Origin of the sequence: Aquincola tertiaricarbonis (genome assembly GCF_023573145.1) — a bacterium.
GTDB classification, from domain to species: Bacteria; Pseudomonadota; Gammaproteobacteria; order Burkholderiales; family Burkholderiaceae_C; genus Aquincola; species Aquincola tertiaricarbonis_B.
Map to the genome: position 1 here is coordinate 1393990 of NZ_CP097635.1, position 15495 is coordinate 1409484.

Annotated in this window: 12 protein-coding genes; 4 read left to right on the forward strand and 8 right to left on the reverse strand. The window is 70.3% G+C overall.

Annotation, left to right across the window (positions count from 1 at the left end):
• The first annotated feature begins 55 nt into the window (after window positions 1-55).
• The 3 genes from xdhA (at window position 56) to xdhC (ending at window position 5602) form a co-directional block, all read left to right on the forward strand.
• Window positions 56-1558 carry a xanthine dehydrogenase small subunit gene (xdhA, locus tag MW290_RS06450; protein WP_250196433.1) on the forward strand — a complete coding sequence of 501 codons (1503 nt, stop codon included), beginning with the start codon at window positions 56-58 and terminating at the stop codon, window positions 1556-1558.
• 794 nt (window positions 1559-2352) lie between these two features.
• On the forward strand, window positions 2353-4776 hold the full coding sequence (xdhB, locus tag MW290_RS06455; RefSeq protein ID WP_250196434.1) for a xanthine dehydrogenase molybdopterin binding subunit: 2424 nt from the start codon (window positions 2353-2355) through the stop codon (window positions 4774-4776).
• A gap of 10 nt (window positions 4777-4786) precedes the next feature.
• On the forward strand, window positions 4787-5602 hold the full coding sequence (gene xdhC / locus MW290_RS06460) for a xanthine dehydrogenase accessory protein XdhC (RefSeq protein WP_250196435.1): 816 nt from the start codon (window positions 4787-4789) through the stop codon (window positions 5600-5602).
• 77 nt (window positions 5603-5679) lie between these two features.
• Here xdhC and MW290_RS06465 read toward each other — a convergent pair whose 3' ends face one another.
• The 6 genes from MW290_RS06465 to MW290_RS06490 all read right to left on the reverse strand — a co-directional run bounded on the left by MW290_RS06465 (window position 5680) and on the right by MW290_RS06490 (window position 11284).
• Window positions 5680-5889 (reverse strand): hypothetical protein, encoded by a 210-nt coding sequence (locus MW290_RS06465; RefSeq protein ID WP_250196436.1) that lies wholly within the window; start codon window positions 5887-5889, stop codon window positions 5680-5682.
• A gap of 129 nt (window positions 5890-6018) precedes the next feature.
• A complete protein-coding gene (locus MW290_RS06470; RefSeq protein ID WP_250196606.1) occupies window positions 6019-6939 on the reverse strand; it encodes a tRNA dihydrouridine synthase in 921 nt (306 codons plus the stop codon).
• 37 nt (window positions 6940-6976) lie between these two features.
• Window positions 6977-7903: a DUF808 domain-containing protein gene (locus tag MW290_RS06475; RefSeq protein WP_250196437.1), complete on the reverse strand. Its 927-nt coding sequence runs from the start codon at window positions 7901-7903 to the stop codon at window positions 6977-6979.
• Window positions 7904-7940: 37 nt separating this feature from the next.
• Window positions 7941-8558, reverse strand: coding sequence for a DUF1415 domain-containing protein (locus tag MW290_RS06480; RefSeq protein WP_250196438.1), 618 nt, complete (start codon window positions 8556-8558; stop codon window positions 7941-7943).
• The gene (locus tag MW290_RS06485) at window positions 8558-10627 is read right to left on the reverse strand and encodes a M3 family metallopeptidase (RefSeq protein WP_250196439.1); all 2070 of its coding nucleotides are present in this window, start codon (window positions 10625-10627) and stop codon (window positions 8558-8560) included. The genes MW290_RS06480 and MW290_RS06485 overlap by 1 nt, the downstream gene beginning before the upstream one ends.
• A 9-nt stretch (window positions 10628-10636) precedes the next feature.
• Entirely contained in the window at window positions 10637-11284 is a 648-nt protein-coding gene (locus tag MW290_RS06490) for a hypothetical protein (protein WP_250196440.1), read from the reverse strand.
• Between the two features lie 186 nt (window positions 11285-11470).
• Between MW290_RS06490 and MW290_RS06495 the strand changes: the two genes are divergently transcribed.
• Entirely contained in the window at window positions 11471-12433 is a 963-nt protein-coding gene (locus MW290_RS06495) for a LysR family transcriptional regulator (RefSeq protein ID WP_250196607.1), read from the forward strand.
• A gap of 44 nt (window positions 12434-12477) precedes the next feature.
• Here MW290_RS06495 and MW290_RS06500 read toward each other — a convergent pair whose 3' ends face one another.
• Both MW290_RS06500 and ligD read right to left on the reverse strand, forming a co-directional pair.
• Complete coding sequence (locus tag MW290_RS06500) at window positions 12478-12696, reverse strand: cold-shock protein (RefSeq protein WP_250196441.1); 219 nt, start codon at window positions 12694-12696, stop codon at window positions 12478-12480.
• A 210-nt stretch (window positions 12697-12906) separates the two neighbouring features.
• A complete protein-coding gene (gene ligD / locus MW290_RS06505) occupies window positions 12907-15474 on the reverse strand; it encodes a DNA ligase D (protein ID WP_250196442.1) in 2568 nt (855 codons plus the stop codon).
• Between the last annotated feature and the right edge of the window lie 21 nt (window positions 15475-15495).

A 15495-nucleotide genomic window follows, 5' to 3' on the forward strand; every position in this document is an offset into this window, starting at 1 on the left:
GCTATGAGGGCTATCGTATTCACGGGCTGCCCTGCAGCGAGTAACTTCCCACCCCATGACAACACAACCCGTGCGCTTCTATCACCGGGGCCGCATCGTCGACGTGAGCGGCGTGCATCCCACCCGCAGCGTGCTCGACTGGCTGCGCGAGGACGCCCACTGCACCGGCACCAAGGAAGGTTGCAACGAAGGCGACTGTGGTGCCTGCACCGTGGTGGTGGGCGAGCTGGACGCCGCCGGCCAGCTGCAGCTGCAGACGGTCAACTCGTGCATCCAGTTCGTGCCCACGCTGCACGGCAAGGCGCTGTTCACGGTGGAAGACCTGAAGCCCCAGTGCGCCGGCCAGCTGCACCCCGTGCAGCAGGCGCTGGTGGAGTGCCACGGCTCGCAATGCGGCTTCTGCACCCCGGGTTTCGTGATGTCGCTGTGGTCCACCTATGAGCACCACCAGGCGGCCGGCACCCAGCCCACGCGCCAGCAGCTGGCCGACGACCTGTCGGGCAACCTGTGCCGTTGCACCGGCTACCGGCCCATCATCGACGCCGGCCAGCGCATGTTCGACCTGCCCGCCGCGCGGCTGGATGCGGCGCCGGTGGTGGCCGCGCTGCAGGCCCTGCAGGCCGGCTCGCTGAACTACCAGGGCGCCCGCCCCGGCGAGCCCGCTGCCACGCTGCATGCGCCCACCACGCTGGACGAGCTGGCCGCGCTGCGCGTGCGGCACCCCAAGGCCACGCTGCTGGCCGGCAGCACCGACATCGGCCTGTGGGTGAGCAAGCAGTTCCGCGACGTGGGCGACCTGATCTACGTGGGCAACGTGGCCGCGCTCAAAACGATAGAAACGCTGGCCGACGGCGGCCTGCGCATCGGCGCCGGTGCATCGCTGGAAGAAGCCTATGCCGCACTGGCCAGGCGCCTGCCTGCGCTGACGGACCTGTGGCTGCGCTTTGCGTCGCCGCCCATCCGCCATGCCGGCACGCTGGGCGGCAACGTGGCCAACGGCTCGCCGATCGGCGATTCGCCGCCGATGCTGATGGCGCTGGACGCGCAGATCGAGCTGCGCCAGGGCGAGCGCGTGCGCCAGATGCCGCTGCCCGAGTTCTACATCGACTACATGAAGAACCGGCTGGAGCCGGGCGAATTCATGCAGGCGCTGCTGGTGCCGGGCGCGGCCTTCGACCGCACGGTGCGGGCCTACAAGATCAGCAAGCGCTTCGACTGCGACATCTCGGCGCTGTGCGGCGGCTTTTCGATCGAGCTGGACGGCGACACCGTGCGCAGTGTGCGCCTGGCCTTCGGCGGCATGGCCGGGGTCGTCAAGCGCGCCGCCGCGGCCGAAGCCGCGGTGCTGGGCCAACCCTGGACCGAGGCCACCGTGCAGGCCGCCCAGGCCGCGCTGCTGCAGGACTTCAAGCCCCTGACCGACATGCGCGCCAGCGCCGAGTACCGCATGCAGGTGGCGCAGAACCTGTTGATGCGCTTCTGGCTGGAAACGCGGGTGGTGGATCCGCTGCCCGTGTCGCAGACCAGCGTGTTTGCGGTGATGCCGCATGGGGTGTGAGGTGTGGCTGTGAGCTGCGCTGATGGTGGGGTTGTGACGGTGCTCCGTGGGTGCTTCAGCGAAGCGCTGCAATCTGCGGCGCTGCGCGGCGGGCGGGGCCCGGCAGGGGCTCATGCGGTCTCGGTCGGCCCTGCGGGCCGACTGCGCTGCGGTGCTCACGACGAGGTCGCGCGGCGGAACTCGCTACGTTCGCTGCGCTCACTGCGCTCGAACAGCCACCGCGAGTCAGTTCACGAAGCACGCTGCGCGTGCCGACCTCGTCGCTGCGCTCCTCGCCGAGCCCAAAATCGCCCCCACCAGGCCCCGCCCGCCGCGCAGCACAGGTGCCGACCTGCGGTGGCCCCCACACACCCCACCCCGCGCCAAGAGCTGGCAACCCAGCCCGCGCCCCCGAATGGGGTCCCGATGCGCCAGCGAGGCCGCACGGGGGCGGGGGGCTGGGCGGGTAGGGGCGAGGGCGCATCTGGAGCGCCGAGCAGCGCAGGGCGGGTGGCCCGCGCGCGCAGCGCGCTTCGTCATCTGACTCGCAGGCGGGTGTCTGAGCGGAGATGGCAAAGCCATCGCAGCGAGTTACGCGGCGTGGGCCACTCGACCGAGCAGCGCAGGGCAGTCCGCGCAACGCGCGGACCGCGGAAGCTAAGCCCACGCCCCTACCCGCCCAGCCCCACGCCCAGGCACCCCACCCCGCACCAGCCCCAAGCCAGCCTCGCCGCAAGAAACCACGCCCAACAAAGCAGCCAGGCCAGCCTGTCTAGACAAGCGCTCCGCCGCCAAGCACTCAGCCGGACCCCCACATGAACAAGCCCATCGCCCCCAGCCTGCTGCAGCCCGCCGAAGCCTTCGCACCCTATGCGAAGAACACCGCCGCGCGCATCGACGAAGCGGCCGAACGCAGTGCCCAGGCCGCCGGGGCGCGGGTCGGCATCAGCCGGCCGCATGAGTCGGCCCACCTGCACGTGGCCGGTGAGGCCACCTACATCGACGACATCCCCGAGCTGCAAGGCACCCTGCACTGCGCGCTGGGCCTGTCGCCGGTGGCCAAGGGCACGCTGAAGAGCGCCGACCTCGACAAGGTCAAGGCCATGCCCGGCGTGGTGGCCGTGCTCACCGCGGCCGACATCCCCGGCAGCAACGACTGCGGCTCGATCGTGCACGACGATCCCATCCTGTGCGACGGCGAGATCCGCTACCTGGGCCAGCCGGTGTTCGCCGTCATCGCCGAAAGCCGCGACCAGGCGCGCCGCGCCGCTGCGCTGGCCAGGCAGGTGTTGCAGATCGACGCCCTGCCCCCGGTGCTGACGCCCCAGCAGGCCCACGCGCAGCAGCAGTACGTGGTGCCGCCGATGCACCTGGTGCGCAGCAGCACCGAAGGCGGCGCGCAGGCCGCCATTGCCAAGGCGCCGCACCGGCTGCAAGGCACCTTCGACGTCGGCGGACAGGAGCAGTTCTACCTGGAAGGCCAGATCAGCTATGCCGTGCCGAAGGAGAACGACGGCATGCATGTGCACTGCAGCACCCAGCACCCCACCGAGATGCAGCACCTGGTGGCCCATGCGCTGAAGCTGCATGCCCACCATGTGCAGGTGGAATGCCGGCGGATGGGCGGTGGCTTCGGCGGCAAGGAGTCGCAGTCGGGCCTGTTCGCCTGCGTGGCGGCGGTGGCGGCCAAGAAGCTCAACCGACCCGTCAAGCTGCGGCTGGACCGCGACGACGACTTCATGATCACCGGCCGGCGCCACTGCTTCTGGTACGAGTACGACATCGGCTACGACGACGAAGGCCGCATCCTGGGCGCCGAGGTGAACATGGTCTCGCGCGCCGGCCACTCGGCCGACCTGTCGGGCCCGGTGATGACCCGCGCGCTGTGCCACTTCGACAATGCCTACTGGCTGCCCGACGTGGCGCTGCACGGCTTCTCGGGCAAGACCAACACCCAGAGCAACACCGCCTTCCGCGGCTTCGGCGGGCCGCAGGGCGCCATCGCCATCGAGAACATCCTGGACGCGGTGGCCCGCCGGCTGGGCCGCGACCCGCTGGCGGTGCGCCGTGCCAACTTCTACGGCACCACCGAGCGCAACGTCACGCCCTATGAGCAGACGGTGACCGACAACATCGTGCACGAGGTGGTCGACCAGCTGGTGGCCAGCAGCGACTACACGGCGCGGCGCGAGGCGGTGGCGCAGTTCAACGCCGGCAGCCCGGTGCTCAAGCGCGGCCTGGCGCTGGTGCCGCTGAAGTTCGGCATCTCCTTCAACGTCAAGCACTTCAACCAGGCCGGCGCACTGGTGCATGTGTACAACGACGGCTCCATCCTGGTGAACCACGGCGGCACCGAGATGGGCCAGGGCCTGAACACCAAGGTGGCCCAGGTGGTGGCGCATGAGCTGGGCGTGAGCTTCGAGCGGGTGCGCGTGACCGCGACCGACACGCAGAAGGTGGCCAACACCTCGGCCACCGCGGCCTCCACCGGCGCCGACCTGAACGGCAAGGCCGCGCAGGATGCCGCGCGGCAGATCCGCGAGCGCCTGGCCGCCTGCATCGCCGCGCACCATGGCGGCACCGCCGAGGAGGTGGTGTTTGCCAACGACGAGGTGCAGGTGGCGGGCCGCACGCTGCGCTTTGATGCGGTGGTGGCGCAGGCCTACCTGGACCGCGTGCAGCTGTGGTCCGACGGCTTTTACGCCACGCCGGGCCTGAGCTGGGACCGCGACAAGATGAAGGGCCGGCCCTTCTACTACTTCGCCTACGGCGCGGCGGTGAGCGAGGTGCTGGTGGACACGCTGACCGGCGAATGGAAGCTGCTGCGCGCGGACGTGCTGCACGATGCCGGCCGCTCGCTGAACCCGGCGCTGGACATCGGCCAGGTGGAAGGTGCCTTCATCCAGGGCATGGGCTGGCTGACCACCGAAGAGCTGGTGTGGCACCCGCAGACCGGCAAGCTGATGACGCACGCGCCCAGCACCTACAAGATCCCGACCGCCAACGACTGCCCGCCGGTGTTCAACGTGCGGCTGTTCGACGGGCCCAACCGCGAGGACTCCATCCACCGCAGCAAGGCGGTGGGCGAGCCGCCGCTGCTGCTGCCCTTCTCGGTGTTCTTCGCCATCCGCGACGCCATCTCGGCCGTGGGCGGCCACCGGGTCGATCCGCCGCTGCGGGCGCCGGCCACGTCGGAAGCCATCCTCAGCGCCATCACCGCCGTCAAGGCAGCCGCCTGACCCCATCACCATGGACCGCCACATCCGCCGCACCGCCCGCGCCTGGCGCCAGGCTGCGCGCCACCCCGCCGTGGTGGTGCAGGTGCTTGAATCCAAAGGCTCGGCGCCGCGGCATGCCGGCACCCGCATGCTGGTGTCGGCGCGTGAGGCGGTGGGCACCATCGGCGGTGGCCACCTGGAGCTGAAGGCCATAGCGGCCGCGCGCGAGATGCTGGCCGAGGGCCGGGAGCCCTTCCAGCGCCACTACCCGCTGGGGCCGGCGCTGGGCCAGTGCTGCGGCGGCGCGGTGACGCTGGGCTTCGACTGGCTGGACGATGCCGCGCTGGCCGCCTGGCCCGAGCCGGAACCCATGTTCCACCTGCAGCTGTACGGCGCCGGCCATGTGGGCCAGGCCATCGTGCGGCTGCTGGCCACGCTGGATTGCCGGGTGGACTGGATCGACGAGCGCGAAGAACAGTTTCCGTCGGCCGAGGTGTTCACGCCAGCGCCCGACCACATCCGCGCAGTGGCGGTGGACGCGGTCGAAGGCGAGGTGGCGCTGGCCCCGCCGGGGGCGTTTTACCTGGTGCTGACGCACAGCCACGACCTGGACCTGCGCCTGACCGAAGCCATCCTGAAGCGGGGCGATTTCGGCTTCTTCGGGCTGATCGGCTCTGCGACCAAGCGAGCCCGGTTCACCCACCGGCTGGAAGCCAAGGGCGTAGCGCCCGAAACACTCGCCCGCATGCACTGCCCGATCGGCATCGAAGGCATCAACGGCAAGGAGCCGGAGCTGATCGCGGTGGCGGTGGTCGCGCAGTTGCTGCAGGTGGCGCAGCAAAAGTGACTCAGGTCCGCCGGGCCGCCCCAAGGACCTGAAAGGCCCCCCCGGGGGTAGCGAGCGAAAGCGAGCTTGGGGGCTCGTCAATGCAGGCGGTCGCTCAGGCAGACGGCCGGCGGGCAAAACTCGCGGCCGACCACGGCGCGGGCGTACAGGTAGTTGTCGCGCGCCTTCTCGCTCAGCGAGTCCAGGTGCACTTCGCCGCGCTCGTCGCACGGGAAGGTGAGTGCGCGGCCCGAATGGAACAGCGATTCGAAACGCAGTTCGTAGGTGGCTTGTGCGGTGATGGCCATGACGTACTCCCGAAAGATGGATGGCTGACTGGCTTATCGGCAAGACTAGGCGTCCGCCTCAGCCGCCACCATGTCCCGGCGCCCCGGCGCTCTGTCGGTGTGGCACCAGACCGCGCGTAGCAAGTTCGCCTACACGCCGTGGGCGCCGCCGAACAGCGCGCCCGCCACTGCGGCCGGATCGGTGAGCGTGCGCACCCGCTGGTAGGCCTCCTCTGCCGCCGGATGCACCCGGCGCAGGAAGTTGAGCCACTGCTTCAGGCGGCCGGCGCGATGCCGCGCTTCCACCCGCGTGCCCACGATCTGCCAGAAGTCGGCGATGCGCGGCATCAGCGCCGACCAGGCCACCGGCTCCACCGCGCCGCGGATGGCCAGCGCCAGGCCGGGGTCGGCCACCATGCCACGGCCCAGCATCAGCGCGTCGCAGCCCGACTCCTGCAGGCAGCGCTGCGCATCGGCCACCGTCCAGATCTCGCCATTGGCCACCACCGGCAGCTTCACCGCCTGGCGGATGTCGGCGATGCGCGCCCAGTAGGCCGGCGGCCGGTAGCCCTGGGCCTTGGTGCGGCCGTGCACCACCAGTTCCTCGGCGCCGCCGGCCTCGATGGCCTGCGCGCAATCCAGCGCCAGCGCATCGTCGTCGAAGCCCAGGCGCATCTTGGCCGACACCGGCATCTCGGCCGGCACCGCGCGCCGCACCGCTTCCACGATGCGGCCCACCAGCGGCGGATCGACCAGCAGCGCGGCGCCGCCGCCATGGCGGTTCACCACCTTGGCCGGGCAGCCGAAGTTGAGGTCGATGCCCGCCGGCCCCAGCGAGGCCAGGCGCGCCGCGTTGTCGGCCAGGCAGGCCGGGTCGCTGCCCAGCAGCTGGGCCCGCACCGGCGTGCCGGCGCGGGTGCGGCCGCCGTTTTTCAGCTCGGGCACCACGCGCACGAAAGCCTTTTCGGGCAGCAGGGTGCCGGTGACGCGGATGAACTCGGACACGCAGCGGTCGATGCCGCCCACTGCGGTGAGCGCATCGCGCAGCGCATAGTCCAGCAGGCCCTCCATCGGGGCCAACAGCAATCGGGGAGTCACGTTCGGTCGGTCAATGCGCCTGGGCGGGGGCGCCGCCACGCAGGCGCTGCACCAGCGTCACCACCGCCAGGATCAGCGCGCCGGCCACGGCGCCGATGGCCATGTTCGCCAGGTTGCTGACCAGCCAGCCGGCCACGCCGCCCAGGGGTTCGGCAAAGCCCTCGATGGTATGCGCCACCACCGGCACGCCGTGCACCAGGATGCCGCCACCCACCAGGAACATGGCCGCGGTGCCCGCCACGCTGAGGAACTTCATCAGCCACGGCGCGGCGGCCAGGATGCCGCGGCCCAGGCTGCGCAGCCCGCCGCTGGCGCTGCGGCTGAGGGCCAGGCCGGCGTCGTCCAGCTTCACGATGCCGGCCACCAGGCCGTACACGCCCACCGTCATCAGCAGCGCGATGCCCACCAGCACGATGACCTGCGTGGTGAAGGGGGCTTCGGCCACCGTGCCCAGCGTGATGGCGATGATCTCGGCCGACAGGATAAAGTCGGTGCGCACCGCGCCCTTGATCTTGTCCTTCTCGAAGGCCACCGGGTCGACCTTGGGGTCGGCCAGCGCCTGCAGCCGCTGGGCACGCGCCGCTTCGTCGTCGGCCTTGGCATGCAGCAGCTTGTGCGCCAGCTTTTCCACCCCCTCGAAGCACAGGAAGGCGCCGCCCAGCATCAGCAGCGGCGTCACCGCCCAGGGCGCGAAGGCGCTGATCAGCAGCGCCGCCGGCACCAGGATGGCCTTGTTGACCATCGAGCCCTTGGCCACCGCCCACACCACCGGCAGTTCGCGGTCGGCGTTGACGCCGGTGACCTGCTGCGCATTCAGCGCCAGGTCATCGCCCAGCACGCCGGCCGTCTTCTTGGTGGCCACCTTGGTGAGCACCGCCACATCGTCCAGCACCGAGGCGATGTCGTCGATCAGGGCAAGCAAGCTGGAACCGGCCATGGGGGCACCTTGGAAGTGGAGGGTTGCCGGCGCGCGATCAGTCGCGGCCTGGTGGTGCTGCAGCAATCGCCATGCGCGCGTCGGCCTGCCAGCGCTCGCGCAGCGCCTCCCAGCCCTCATGCCCCAGCGCGGCCAGGCTGCGCTGGTTGGCTTCGTAGATGGCCTCGGGTTCGGGGAAGGCTTCCACCGCACGGTCGATGCTCTCCTCGCGCAGCAGGTGCAGCATCGGGAAGGGCGACTGGTTGGTGGCGTTCTCGATCTCGCCCGGTTCGGTGCCTTCGAACCGGTACTGCGGATGGAAGCTGGCCACCTGCAGCACGCCGTCCAGGCCCAGCTCCTCCACCAGCGCCTCGGCCGCGTCGAGGAACTGGTTGTAGTCGTCGAAGTCGGTGAGCGCGGCGGGGTGGATCAGCAGGCAGGTGTCCACCTCGGCCGCGTCGGTGGCGGCCAGCTGCTGCAGTTCGTCGGCCAGCTGCTGCAGCAACACTTCGGGGTCGGCCGATTCGCACACCGCATAGCGCACCTGGCCGCGCACATGCACGGCCTTGGCGAAGGGGCACAGGTTGAGGCCGATGACCGCATGCTCCAGCCACGCGCGGGTCTCGGTGATGGCCTGGGCCGGCGTCACCGCACCGCCTGCTTGCAGCGCGGCCATCAGGCGGTCGCCTCGGTGTCTTGCAGCAGGCCGCGCTGGCGCAGCATCGGCTCGACCTGCGGGCCGCGGCCCCGGAAGGCCGCGAAGGCCTGCTCCGGCGCCACGGTGTTGCCGGCGGCGTAGATGTGGCGCAGCAGCCGGCCCGCCACCTCGGCATCGAAGGGGCTGCCTGCTTCGGCGAAGGCGCCGTAGGCATCGGCGTCCAGCACCTCGGCCCACAGGTACACGTAATAGCCGGCCGCATAGCCATGGCCGGCGAACAGGTGCTGGAAGTGGGTGAAGCGGTGGTTGACCCCCGCCGCCTGCGGCAGGCCGCGCTGGGCCAGCACCGCGGCCTCGAAGGCCACCGGATCGGCCGGCAGCTCGGCCAGCGGCAGCGCATGCGCCGCCATGTCGGTGAGCGCGCTGCCCACGTAGCGCACCGCCTCGTAGCCCTGGCCGAAGCGTTCGGCCGCCTGCAGCCGCTGGATCAGGGCCTGCGGAATCGGCTCGCCAGTGTGCACGTGGCGGGCGTGGCGCTGCAGCACCTCGGGCTCGGTGGCCCAGTGCTCGTACAGCTGCGAAGGCAACTCGACGAAGTCGCGCAGCACCGCGGTGCCGCTCAGCCGCTCGTACGTGACGCTGGACAGCAGGCCGTGCAGGCCATGGCCGAACTCATGGAACAGCGTGCGCACATCGTCGAAGCTCAGCAGCGTGGGCTCGCCGGCCGCCGCCTTCGCGAAGTTGTTGTTGTTGACGATGATGGGCAGCACGGTGCTGCCATTGCGGTGCTGCACGCGGTAGGCGCTCATCCAGGCGCCGCTGCGCTTGCTGGGCCGCGCGAAGTTGTCGTGCAGGAACACGCCGATGGGCTGGCCCTGCGCATCGCGCACCTCGTAGGCCTTGACGTCGGGGTGGTACAGCGGCGCGCCGGCCAGCTCGGTGAACTGCACGCCGAACAGGCGTTGCGCACAGTCGAAGGCGGCGGCCACCATGCGGTCGAGCGCGAAGTACGGCTTCACCTCGGCATCGTCGATGGCGTAGTGGCGCTGGCGCACCTGCTCGGCCCAGTAGCGCCAGTCCCAGGGCTCCAGCGTGCCGGTGTCGCCGGCCTCGGCGCGCAGCGCGTCGATCTGCGCGCGCTCGCGGCCCATGGTGTCCACCGCGCGGGTCCACACGTCGTCCAGCAGGTTCGCCACCGCAGCCTGCGTGCCGGCCATGGTGTCGGCCAGCGTGAAGTCGGCGAAGCTGGCATGGCCGTGCAGCGCTGCGCGCTCGGCCCGCAGCGCCAGGATCTCGTGCACCAGCGCCCGGTTGTCGGTGGGGCCGGCATGTTCGCCGCGGCTGGTCCAGGCGCGCCAGGCCTGCTCGCGCAGGTCGCGCCGGGCGCTGAAGGTGAGGAAGGGCACCACCAGCGAGCGCGACAGCGTGATCACCGGATGCGGCAGCTGGCGCTCGCGCGCCGCCTCGCGGGCGGCAGCCCGCACGAAGTCGGGCAGGCCGGCCTGGTCTTCTTCGGTGCGCAGCTCCAGCCGGTAGGCCGATTCATCGGCCAGCACGTTCTGGCCGAACTGCGTGGTCAGCGTGGCCAGGCGCTCCATGATCTGTGCATGGCGGGCCCGTGCCTCGGACGCCAGCCGGGCGCCGGTGCGCACGAAGTCGAGGTGGATGCGCTCCACCAGCCGCAGCTGCTGGGCGTCGAGACCCAGCTGACCACGGCGCTGCCACACCGCATCGATGCGGCGGAACAGCGGCTCATGCAGGTAGATGGCGTTGTCGTGCGCCGCGATGCGCGGGGCCAGCGCACGCTGGGCATCACGCAGCTCGGCGGTGGCCTCGGAAGCGGCCAGGTTGGAGAAGCACGCTTCCAGCCGGTTCATCAGCCGGCCCGAGCGGTCGAAGGCGGCGATGGTGTTCTCGAAATCGGGCTCGGCTTCGTGCGCGCCGATGGCGTCCAGCTCGTCGCGGTGCTGCTGCATCGCCACCTCGAAGGCGGGCGCGAAGTGCTCGGCGCTGATCTGGTCGAACGGCGGCAGGCCGTGCGGCGCCGTCCACGGGGCCAGCAGCGGGTTGGTGGCGTGTTGCAGCATGCAGGCTCCTTACTTGCCGGCCTTGATGGCCTTCTCGTCGTCCTCGCGATAGCGGCGGTCGGCGCAGTCCAGCATCCAGCCCTGGCGGGCCTGCTCGGCTTCACGCGCGGCGGCCACCACCTGCGACTGCTTTTCGTTCCAGGCGGCGGCGCGCTCGTCGTGCACCTTGGCCTTGTCGTTCAGCGCGGCCACCGCGGCTTCGTAGGCGGCCTGCAGCGGCTTGCCTTCGGCCTCGATCGCGCCGGCCTCGGTCTTGAGCTGCTTTTCCTCATCCTGCAGCGCCTTGCGGCCGGCGTCGTCGGCCGGCGGGTTGGCGGCCTTGGCATTGAAGGCCACGATGCGCTCGCCCAGCACGCGGGTGCGCTCGTTGAGCTGCTTGATGGCGCCGGCCTTGGCCTCCACATCGGCCTTCAGCGGCTGCAGGCCTTCGGACAGCTTGGTCACCTCGGCCCGTTCCGCATCCAGCGCGGCCTTGCGGTTTTCAGCGGTGGTGCGCTGTTCATTGACGGCCACCTCGCGCTTCATGCAGGCACGCAGCTCTTCCTTGGTGAGGATGGGCGCCTTGCTGGTGGTCTTGCCGACAGGCACTTGCGCCAGGGCCGACGCGGCCGGCGCGATCAGCGCAGCGGCGGTCAGCAGCGGGAAAAGTCGCTTCAAGTTCAGGCTCCCGGTAGGAAGTTCTCAAACCCGGGATGATGCCACCGGGGGCCCGGTCGGCCGGCCAGCAGGGTCACGCGCGCTGCACCCCGGCGCACGGGCGGCGGTGATGCGCGGCTCACGCACAATGTGGCCATTGATCCACCTTGTCGATCAATCCTTTCCACAGCCTTGCAACGCCGCGCCATGGGCATGAACTTCGACCTCAACGACCTGCTGGCCTTTCGCGCCGTGGCCGAGCTGAACAACTTCCGCCGTGCGGCCGAAGCCGTGCACATCTCGCAACCGGCCTTCAGCCGCCGCATCGACAAGCTGGAAGAAGCGCTGGGCGTGCGCCTGCTGGACCGCACCACCCGCCGCGTGAGCCTGACGGCCGTGGGCCGCGACTTCGCGCGCAAGGTGCAGCAGATCCTGGACGACCTGGACAGCACGCTGCTGGGCATCCGCGGCGTGGCCACCACGCGCATGGGCGAGGTCACCATCGCCTGCGTGCCATCCACCGTCTACTACTACCTGTCGCGCGTGATCCAGCGCTACCGCGAGGCCTACCCCAAGGTGCGCGTGCGGGTGCTGGACGCCAGCGCCAACGACGTGCTGGGCAGCGTGTCGCGCGGCGAGGCCGACTTCGGCCTCAACTTCATCGGCGGCAACGAGCCCGACATCGAGTTCACGCCGCTGGTGGAAGAGCGCTTCGTGGCCGCCTGCCGGCGCGACCACCCGCTGGCCCGCAAGCGCCGCGTGACCTGGCCGGAGCTGGCCGAGCACGACTTCATCGCGGTGAGCCAGCGCTCGGGCAACCGGCTGCTGATGGACCAGGCGCTGGCCCGCATGCCGGGCCGCCCGCAGGCCTTGTACGAGGCGCAGCACGTGACCACGCTGCTGGGCCTGGTGGAAGCCGGCCTGGGCGTGGCGGCCGTGCCCTCGATGGCCATGCCGGGCAAGGACCACCCGCTGCTGGTGAGCATTCCGCTCGAAGAGCCGGTGGTCACCCGGCATGTGGGGCTAATCCGCCGTCGGGGCCGCAGCCTGTCGCCCGCGGCGCAGCAGATGTTCGACTTCTTCACCGAACTCGAGGACGCCCAGGCCGCCAAGCGCAGCCGCCGCAAGAAGGCGCCGGGCAAGGCCGCTGCCGAAAAGATCCAGGCGTAAAAAACCGCGGCAAGCCGCGGTTTTCTAGGGTGCCAGGCTGTGGATTACAGCGGGCGGATGTTCGAAGCTTGCGGGCCCTTTTGGCCTTGGGTCACTTCGAATTCAACGCGTTGGCCTTCGCTCAGGCTCTTGAAGCCTTCAACGCGGATTTCCTTGAAATGCGCGAAAAGGTCCTTGCCGCCTTGTTCGGGCGTGATGAAGCCGAAGCCCTTGCCATCGTCGAACCACTTGACGGTGCCGGTTTGCGTTTGCTTGGTGGACATGATGATCCTTGAGTTTAGAAGAGGCACGCGCAGCACATGCTGACGCGTGGCAGAGACACGCAAGAAATCACCAGGGGGAGAAATCCATACCGAGCCTGCCACCGATTGGGACAGGAAGATCGACCTGACCTCGAGAAGACGGTCTTGTGTATGCCTACCCGACCAGTGTACCCGCTTGCCTCAGGTCGCGCCGGTGATTTGCAAACTATTTCATGCTGGAGGCACGAAATCCAGAATCCGCATCGCATTACGCAGGGTTTGGCGGGCCGCGGCGCTGGCCTCACCGGCCCAGGCATCCGGGGCCTGCAGGCGCGCGTCGATGTTGCCGATGTGAAAGTGCGCACCACCGGTCAGCTGCGGCAGTTCGTCCCAGCCCACCGGCACCGAGATGCCGAGCCCCGGCCGCGCCCGCGTTGACCAGGCCGCCACCGTGGTGGCGCCGCGGCCGTTGCGCAGGTAGTCCACGAAGATCTTGCCCACCCGGTTCCTGGGCCCGCTCTTGGCCACGAAGCGGTCGGGCAGCGTGCGCGCCAGGTGCTGCACGATCTGCTGGGACAAGGCCTTCACCGCGTCCCAGCCCAGCGAGGGCTTGAAGGGCACCACCACATGCAGGCCCTTGCCGCCGCTGGTCTTGAGCAGCGCGCGCAGGCCCAGCTCGTCCAGCAAGGCCTTCACCAGCTGCGCGCCCTCGGCAATCTGCGGCCAGGCCACGCCTTCGCCCGGGTCCAGGTCGAAGGTCATGCGGTCAGGCTGGTCGATGGCGCGGGTGGTGGCATTCCAGGTGTGGAACTCGATCACGTTCATCTGCACCGCGTTCAGCAGCGCGGTGCGGGTGGCCACCTCCATCAGAGGCGCATGGTCGGGATCGAAGGCCGGGTCCAACTGCCGCAGGCCCTTGATCTTGCCGCTGTCGTGCTTCTGGAAGAACAGTTCGCCGGCCACACCGGCCGGCGCACGCACCAGCGACACCGGCCGCCCGCGCAGGTGCGGCAGCAGGCGCGTGGCCGCACGGTGCATGTACTCGGCCAGCTGCTGCTTGGTGGTGCCGCTGGCGGCATCGATCACGCGGCTGGCATGGGTCAGGCGCAGGCCCGGAGGCAGGCCCGGCGGCGGGCCCGGCGGCGGGCCCGACGACAGGCGGTCGGCCGGCCGGGCCGAAGCGGCCTGGGTGCGCTTGCGGGCCGCCGGTGCGGGGCCCGGCGCCGGCACTGCCCGCTCGCGGCCGATGGCCTCGGGCTTCTTGTCGGTGCGCAGGCCATGGAACACCGCCTGACGCACGCGGCCGTCCTTCGTCCACTCGGCGAACGACACCTCGGCGATCAGGCGCGGCTGCACCCAGTGGCCCTTGATGCCGCGCGGCAGACCCTTGAACGGCGGTGCGTCGGCGGCAATGGCCTTCAGTTGTCTAGACAGGTCGGCCAGCGACTGCTGGTTGAAGCCGGTGCCCACGTTGCCGGCATAGTGCAACGCGCCGGCCGCATCGTGCACGCCCAGCAGCAGCGCGCCCAGGCCGGTGCGGCTGCCCTGGGGGTCGGTCCAACCGCCGATGACGAACTCCTGCCGCTGCTGGCACTTGAGCTTGATCCAGCTGCGCTGGCGGCCGCTGGCGTAAGCCGCATCGGCCCGCTTGCCGATCACGCCTTCCATGCGCATCTGGCAGGCGGTGTGCAACAGCTGCGCGGCGTCCACCGCAAAGTCTTCGCTGAAGCGCAGGTGCGGTGGGTCACCCGCCGCCTCCAGCGCATCGCGCAGGCGCTGCCGGCGCACGCGCAACGGCAACGGCCGCAGGTCTTCACCCTGCAGGAAGGGCGCGTCGAACAGGTAGTAGACGATGTCCTGCGTGCGCCGCTGCTCGAACACGTTCTGCAGCCGCTGGAAGCTGGGCACGCCTTGCGCGTCCAGCACCACGATCTCGCCGTCCAGCCAGGCCTTGTGCAGGCCCAGCGACGCCAGCTCCTTGGCCAGGGCGCGCAGCTTGGCCGTCCAGTCGTGGCCGTTGCGGGTGAACAGCTTGACCTCGCCGGCCTCGATGCGGGCCAGCAGCCGGTAGCCGTCGAACTTCATCTCGTACAGCCAGTCGCCCTCGGTCGGCACGCCGTCCACCAGCGTGGCCAACTGCGGCGCCAGGGTGTCGGGCAAAGGCACGGCCGACTTGGCGGCGACCTTGGCGGCCGGGGCGGGCGCGCTTTTCTTGCGCGCCGGCTTCGTGGTCTTGGCCGGCGCGGCGATCACCGCATCGCTGATCACGCTGCCGGGCTCGGCCTCGGTCACGCTGTATTCGGCGGCCGGGCGCGCGGCGTCGTCATGCTCCTTGATCAGCAGCCAGGGCGTTTGCCGCTCGCTGCCACGGCCGCGCATGCGCACCAGGGTCCAGCGGCCACCCAGCTTTTGGCCCTGCAGCCGGAACTTGAGCTTGCCGGCGGCCAGGCCGGCGCGGGCATCACCTTCGGGCTGCCAGGTGCCCCGGTCCCACACGATGACCTGACCGGCACCGTAATGGCCGGCCGGGATGGTGCCTTCGAAGCGGGCGTAGTCCAGCGGGTGGTCTTCCACCTCCACCGCCATGCGGCGCTCATGCGGGTCGAGGCTGGGGCCTTTGGGCACCGCCCAGCTCTTGAGCGTGCCGTCCAGCGCCAACCGGAAGTCGTAGTGCAGCGCACGGGCCGCATGCTTCTGGATGACGAAGGGCAGCGCCTCACCCTGATGCTGCCCGCCCTGCGGCTCCGGCGTGGCGCTGAAGTCGCGCTTGTCGCGGTAGCGCTGCAGCGGATCGGCCATGGCCGGGGCGGGCCGCGCCAG

Excerpts from the sequence above, each read along its gene's own strand:
- xdhA (WP_250196433.1), top strand. The coding sequence starts at position 56 with ATGACAACACAACCCGTGCGCTTCTATCACCGGGGCCGCATCGTCGAC.
- xdhB (WP_250196434.1), top strand. The coding sequence starts at position 2,353 with ATGAACAAGCCCATCGCCCCCAGCCTGCTGCAGCCCGCCGAAGCCTTC.
- xdhC (WP_250196435.1), top strand. The coding sequence starts at position 4,787 with ATGGACCGCCACATCCGCCGCACCGCCCGCGCCTGGCGCCAGGCTGCG.
- MW290_RS06465 (WP_250196436.1), bottom strand. The coding sequence starts at position 5,889 with ATGGCCATCACCGCACAAGCCACCTACGAACTGCGTTTCGAATCGCTG.
- MW290_RS06470 (WP_250196606.1), bottom strand. The coding sequence starts at position 6,939 with ATGGAGGGCCTGCTGGACTATGCGCTGCGCGATGCGCTCACCGCAGTG.
- MW290_RS06475 (WP_250196437.1), bottom strand. The coding sequence starts at position 7,903 with ATGGCCGGTTCCAGCTTGCTTGCCCTGATCGACGACATCGCCTCGGTG.
- MW290_RS06480 (WP_250196438.1), bottom strand. The coding sequence starts at position 8,558 with ATGGCCGCGCTGCAAGCAGGCGGTGCGGTGACGCCGGCCCAGGCCATC.
- MW290_RS06485 (WP_250196439.1), bottom strand. The coding sequence starts at position 10,627 with ATGCTGCAACACGCCACCAACCCGCTGCTGGCCCCGTGGACGGCGCCG.
- MW290_RS06495 (WP_250196607.1), top strand. The coding sequence starts at position 11,471 with ATGGGCATGAACTTCGACCTCAACGACCTGCTGGCCTTTCGCGCCGTG.
- MW290_RS06500 (WP_250196441.1), bottom strand. The coding sequence starts at position 12,696 with ATGTCCACCAAGCAAACGCAAACCGGCACCGTCAAGTGGTTCGACGAT.
- ligD (WP_250196442.1), bottom strand. The coding sequence starts at position 15,474 with ATGGCCGATCCGCTGCAGCGCTACCGCGACAAGCGCGACTTCAGCGCC.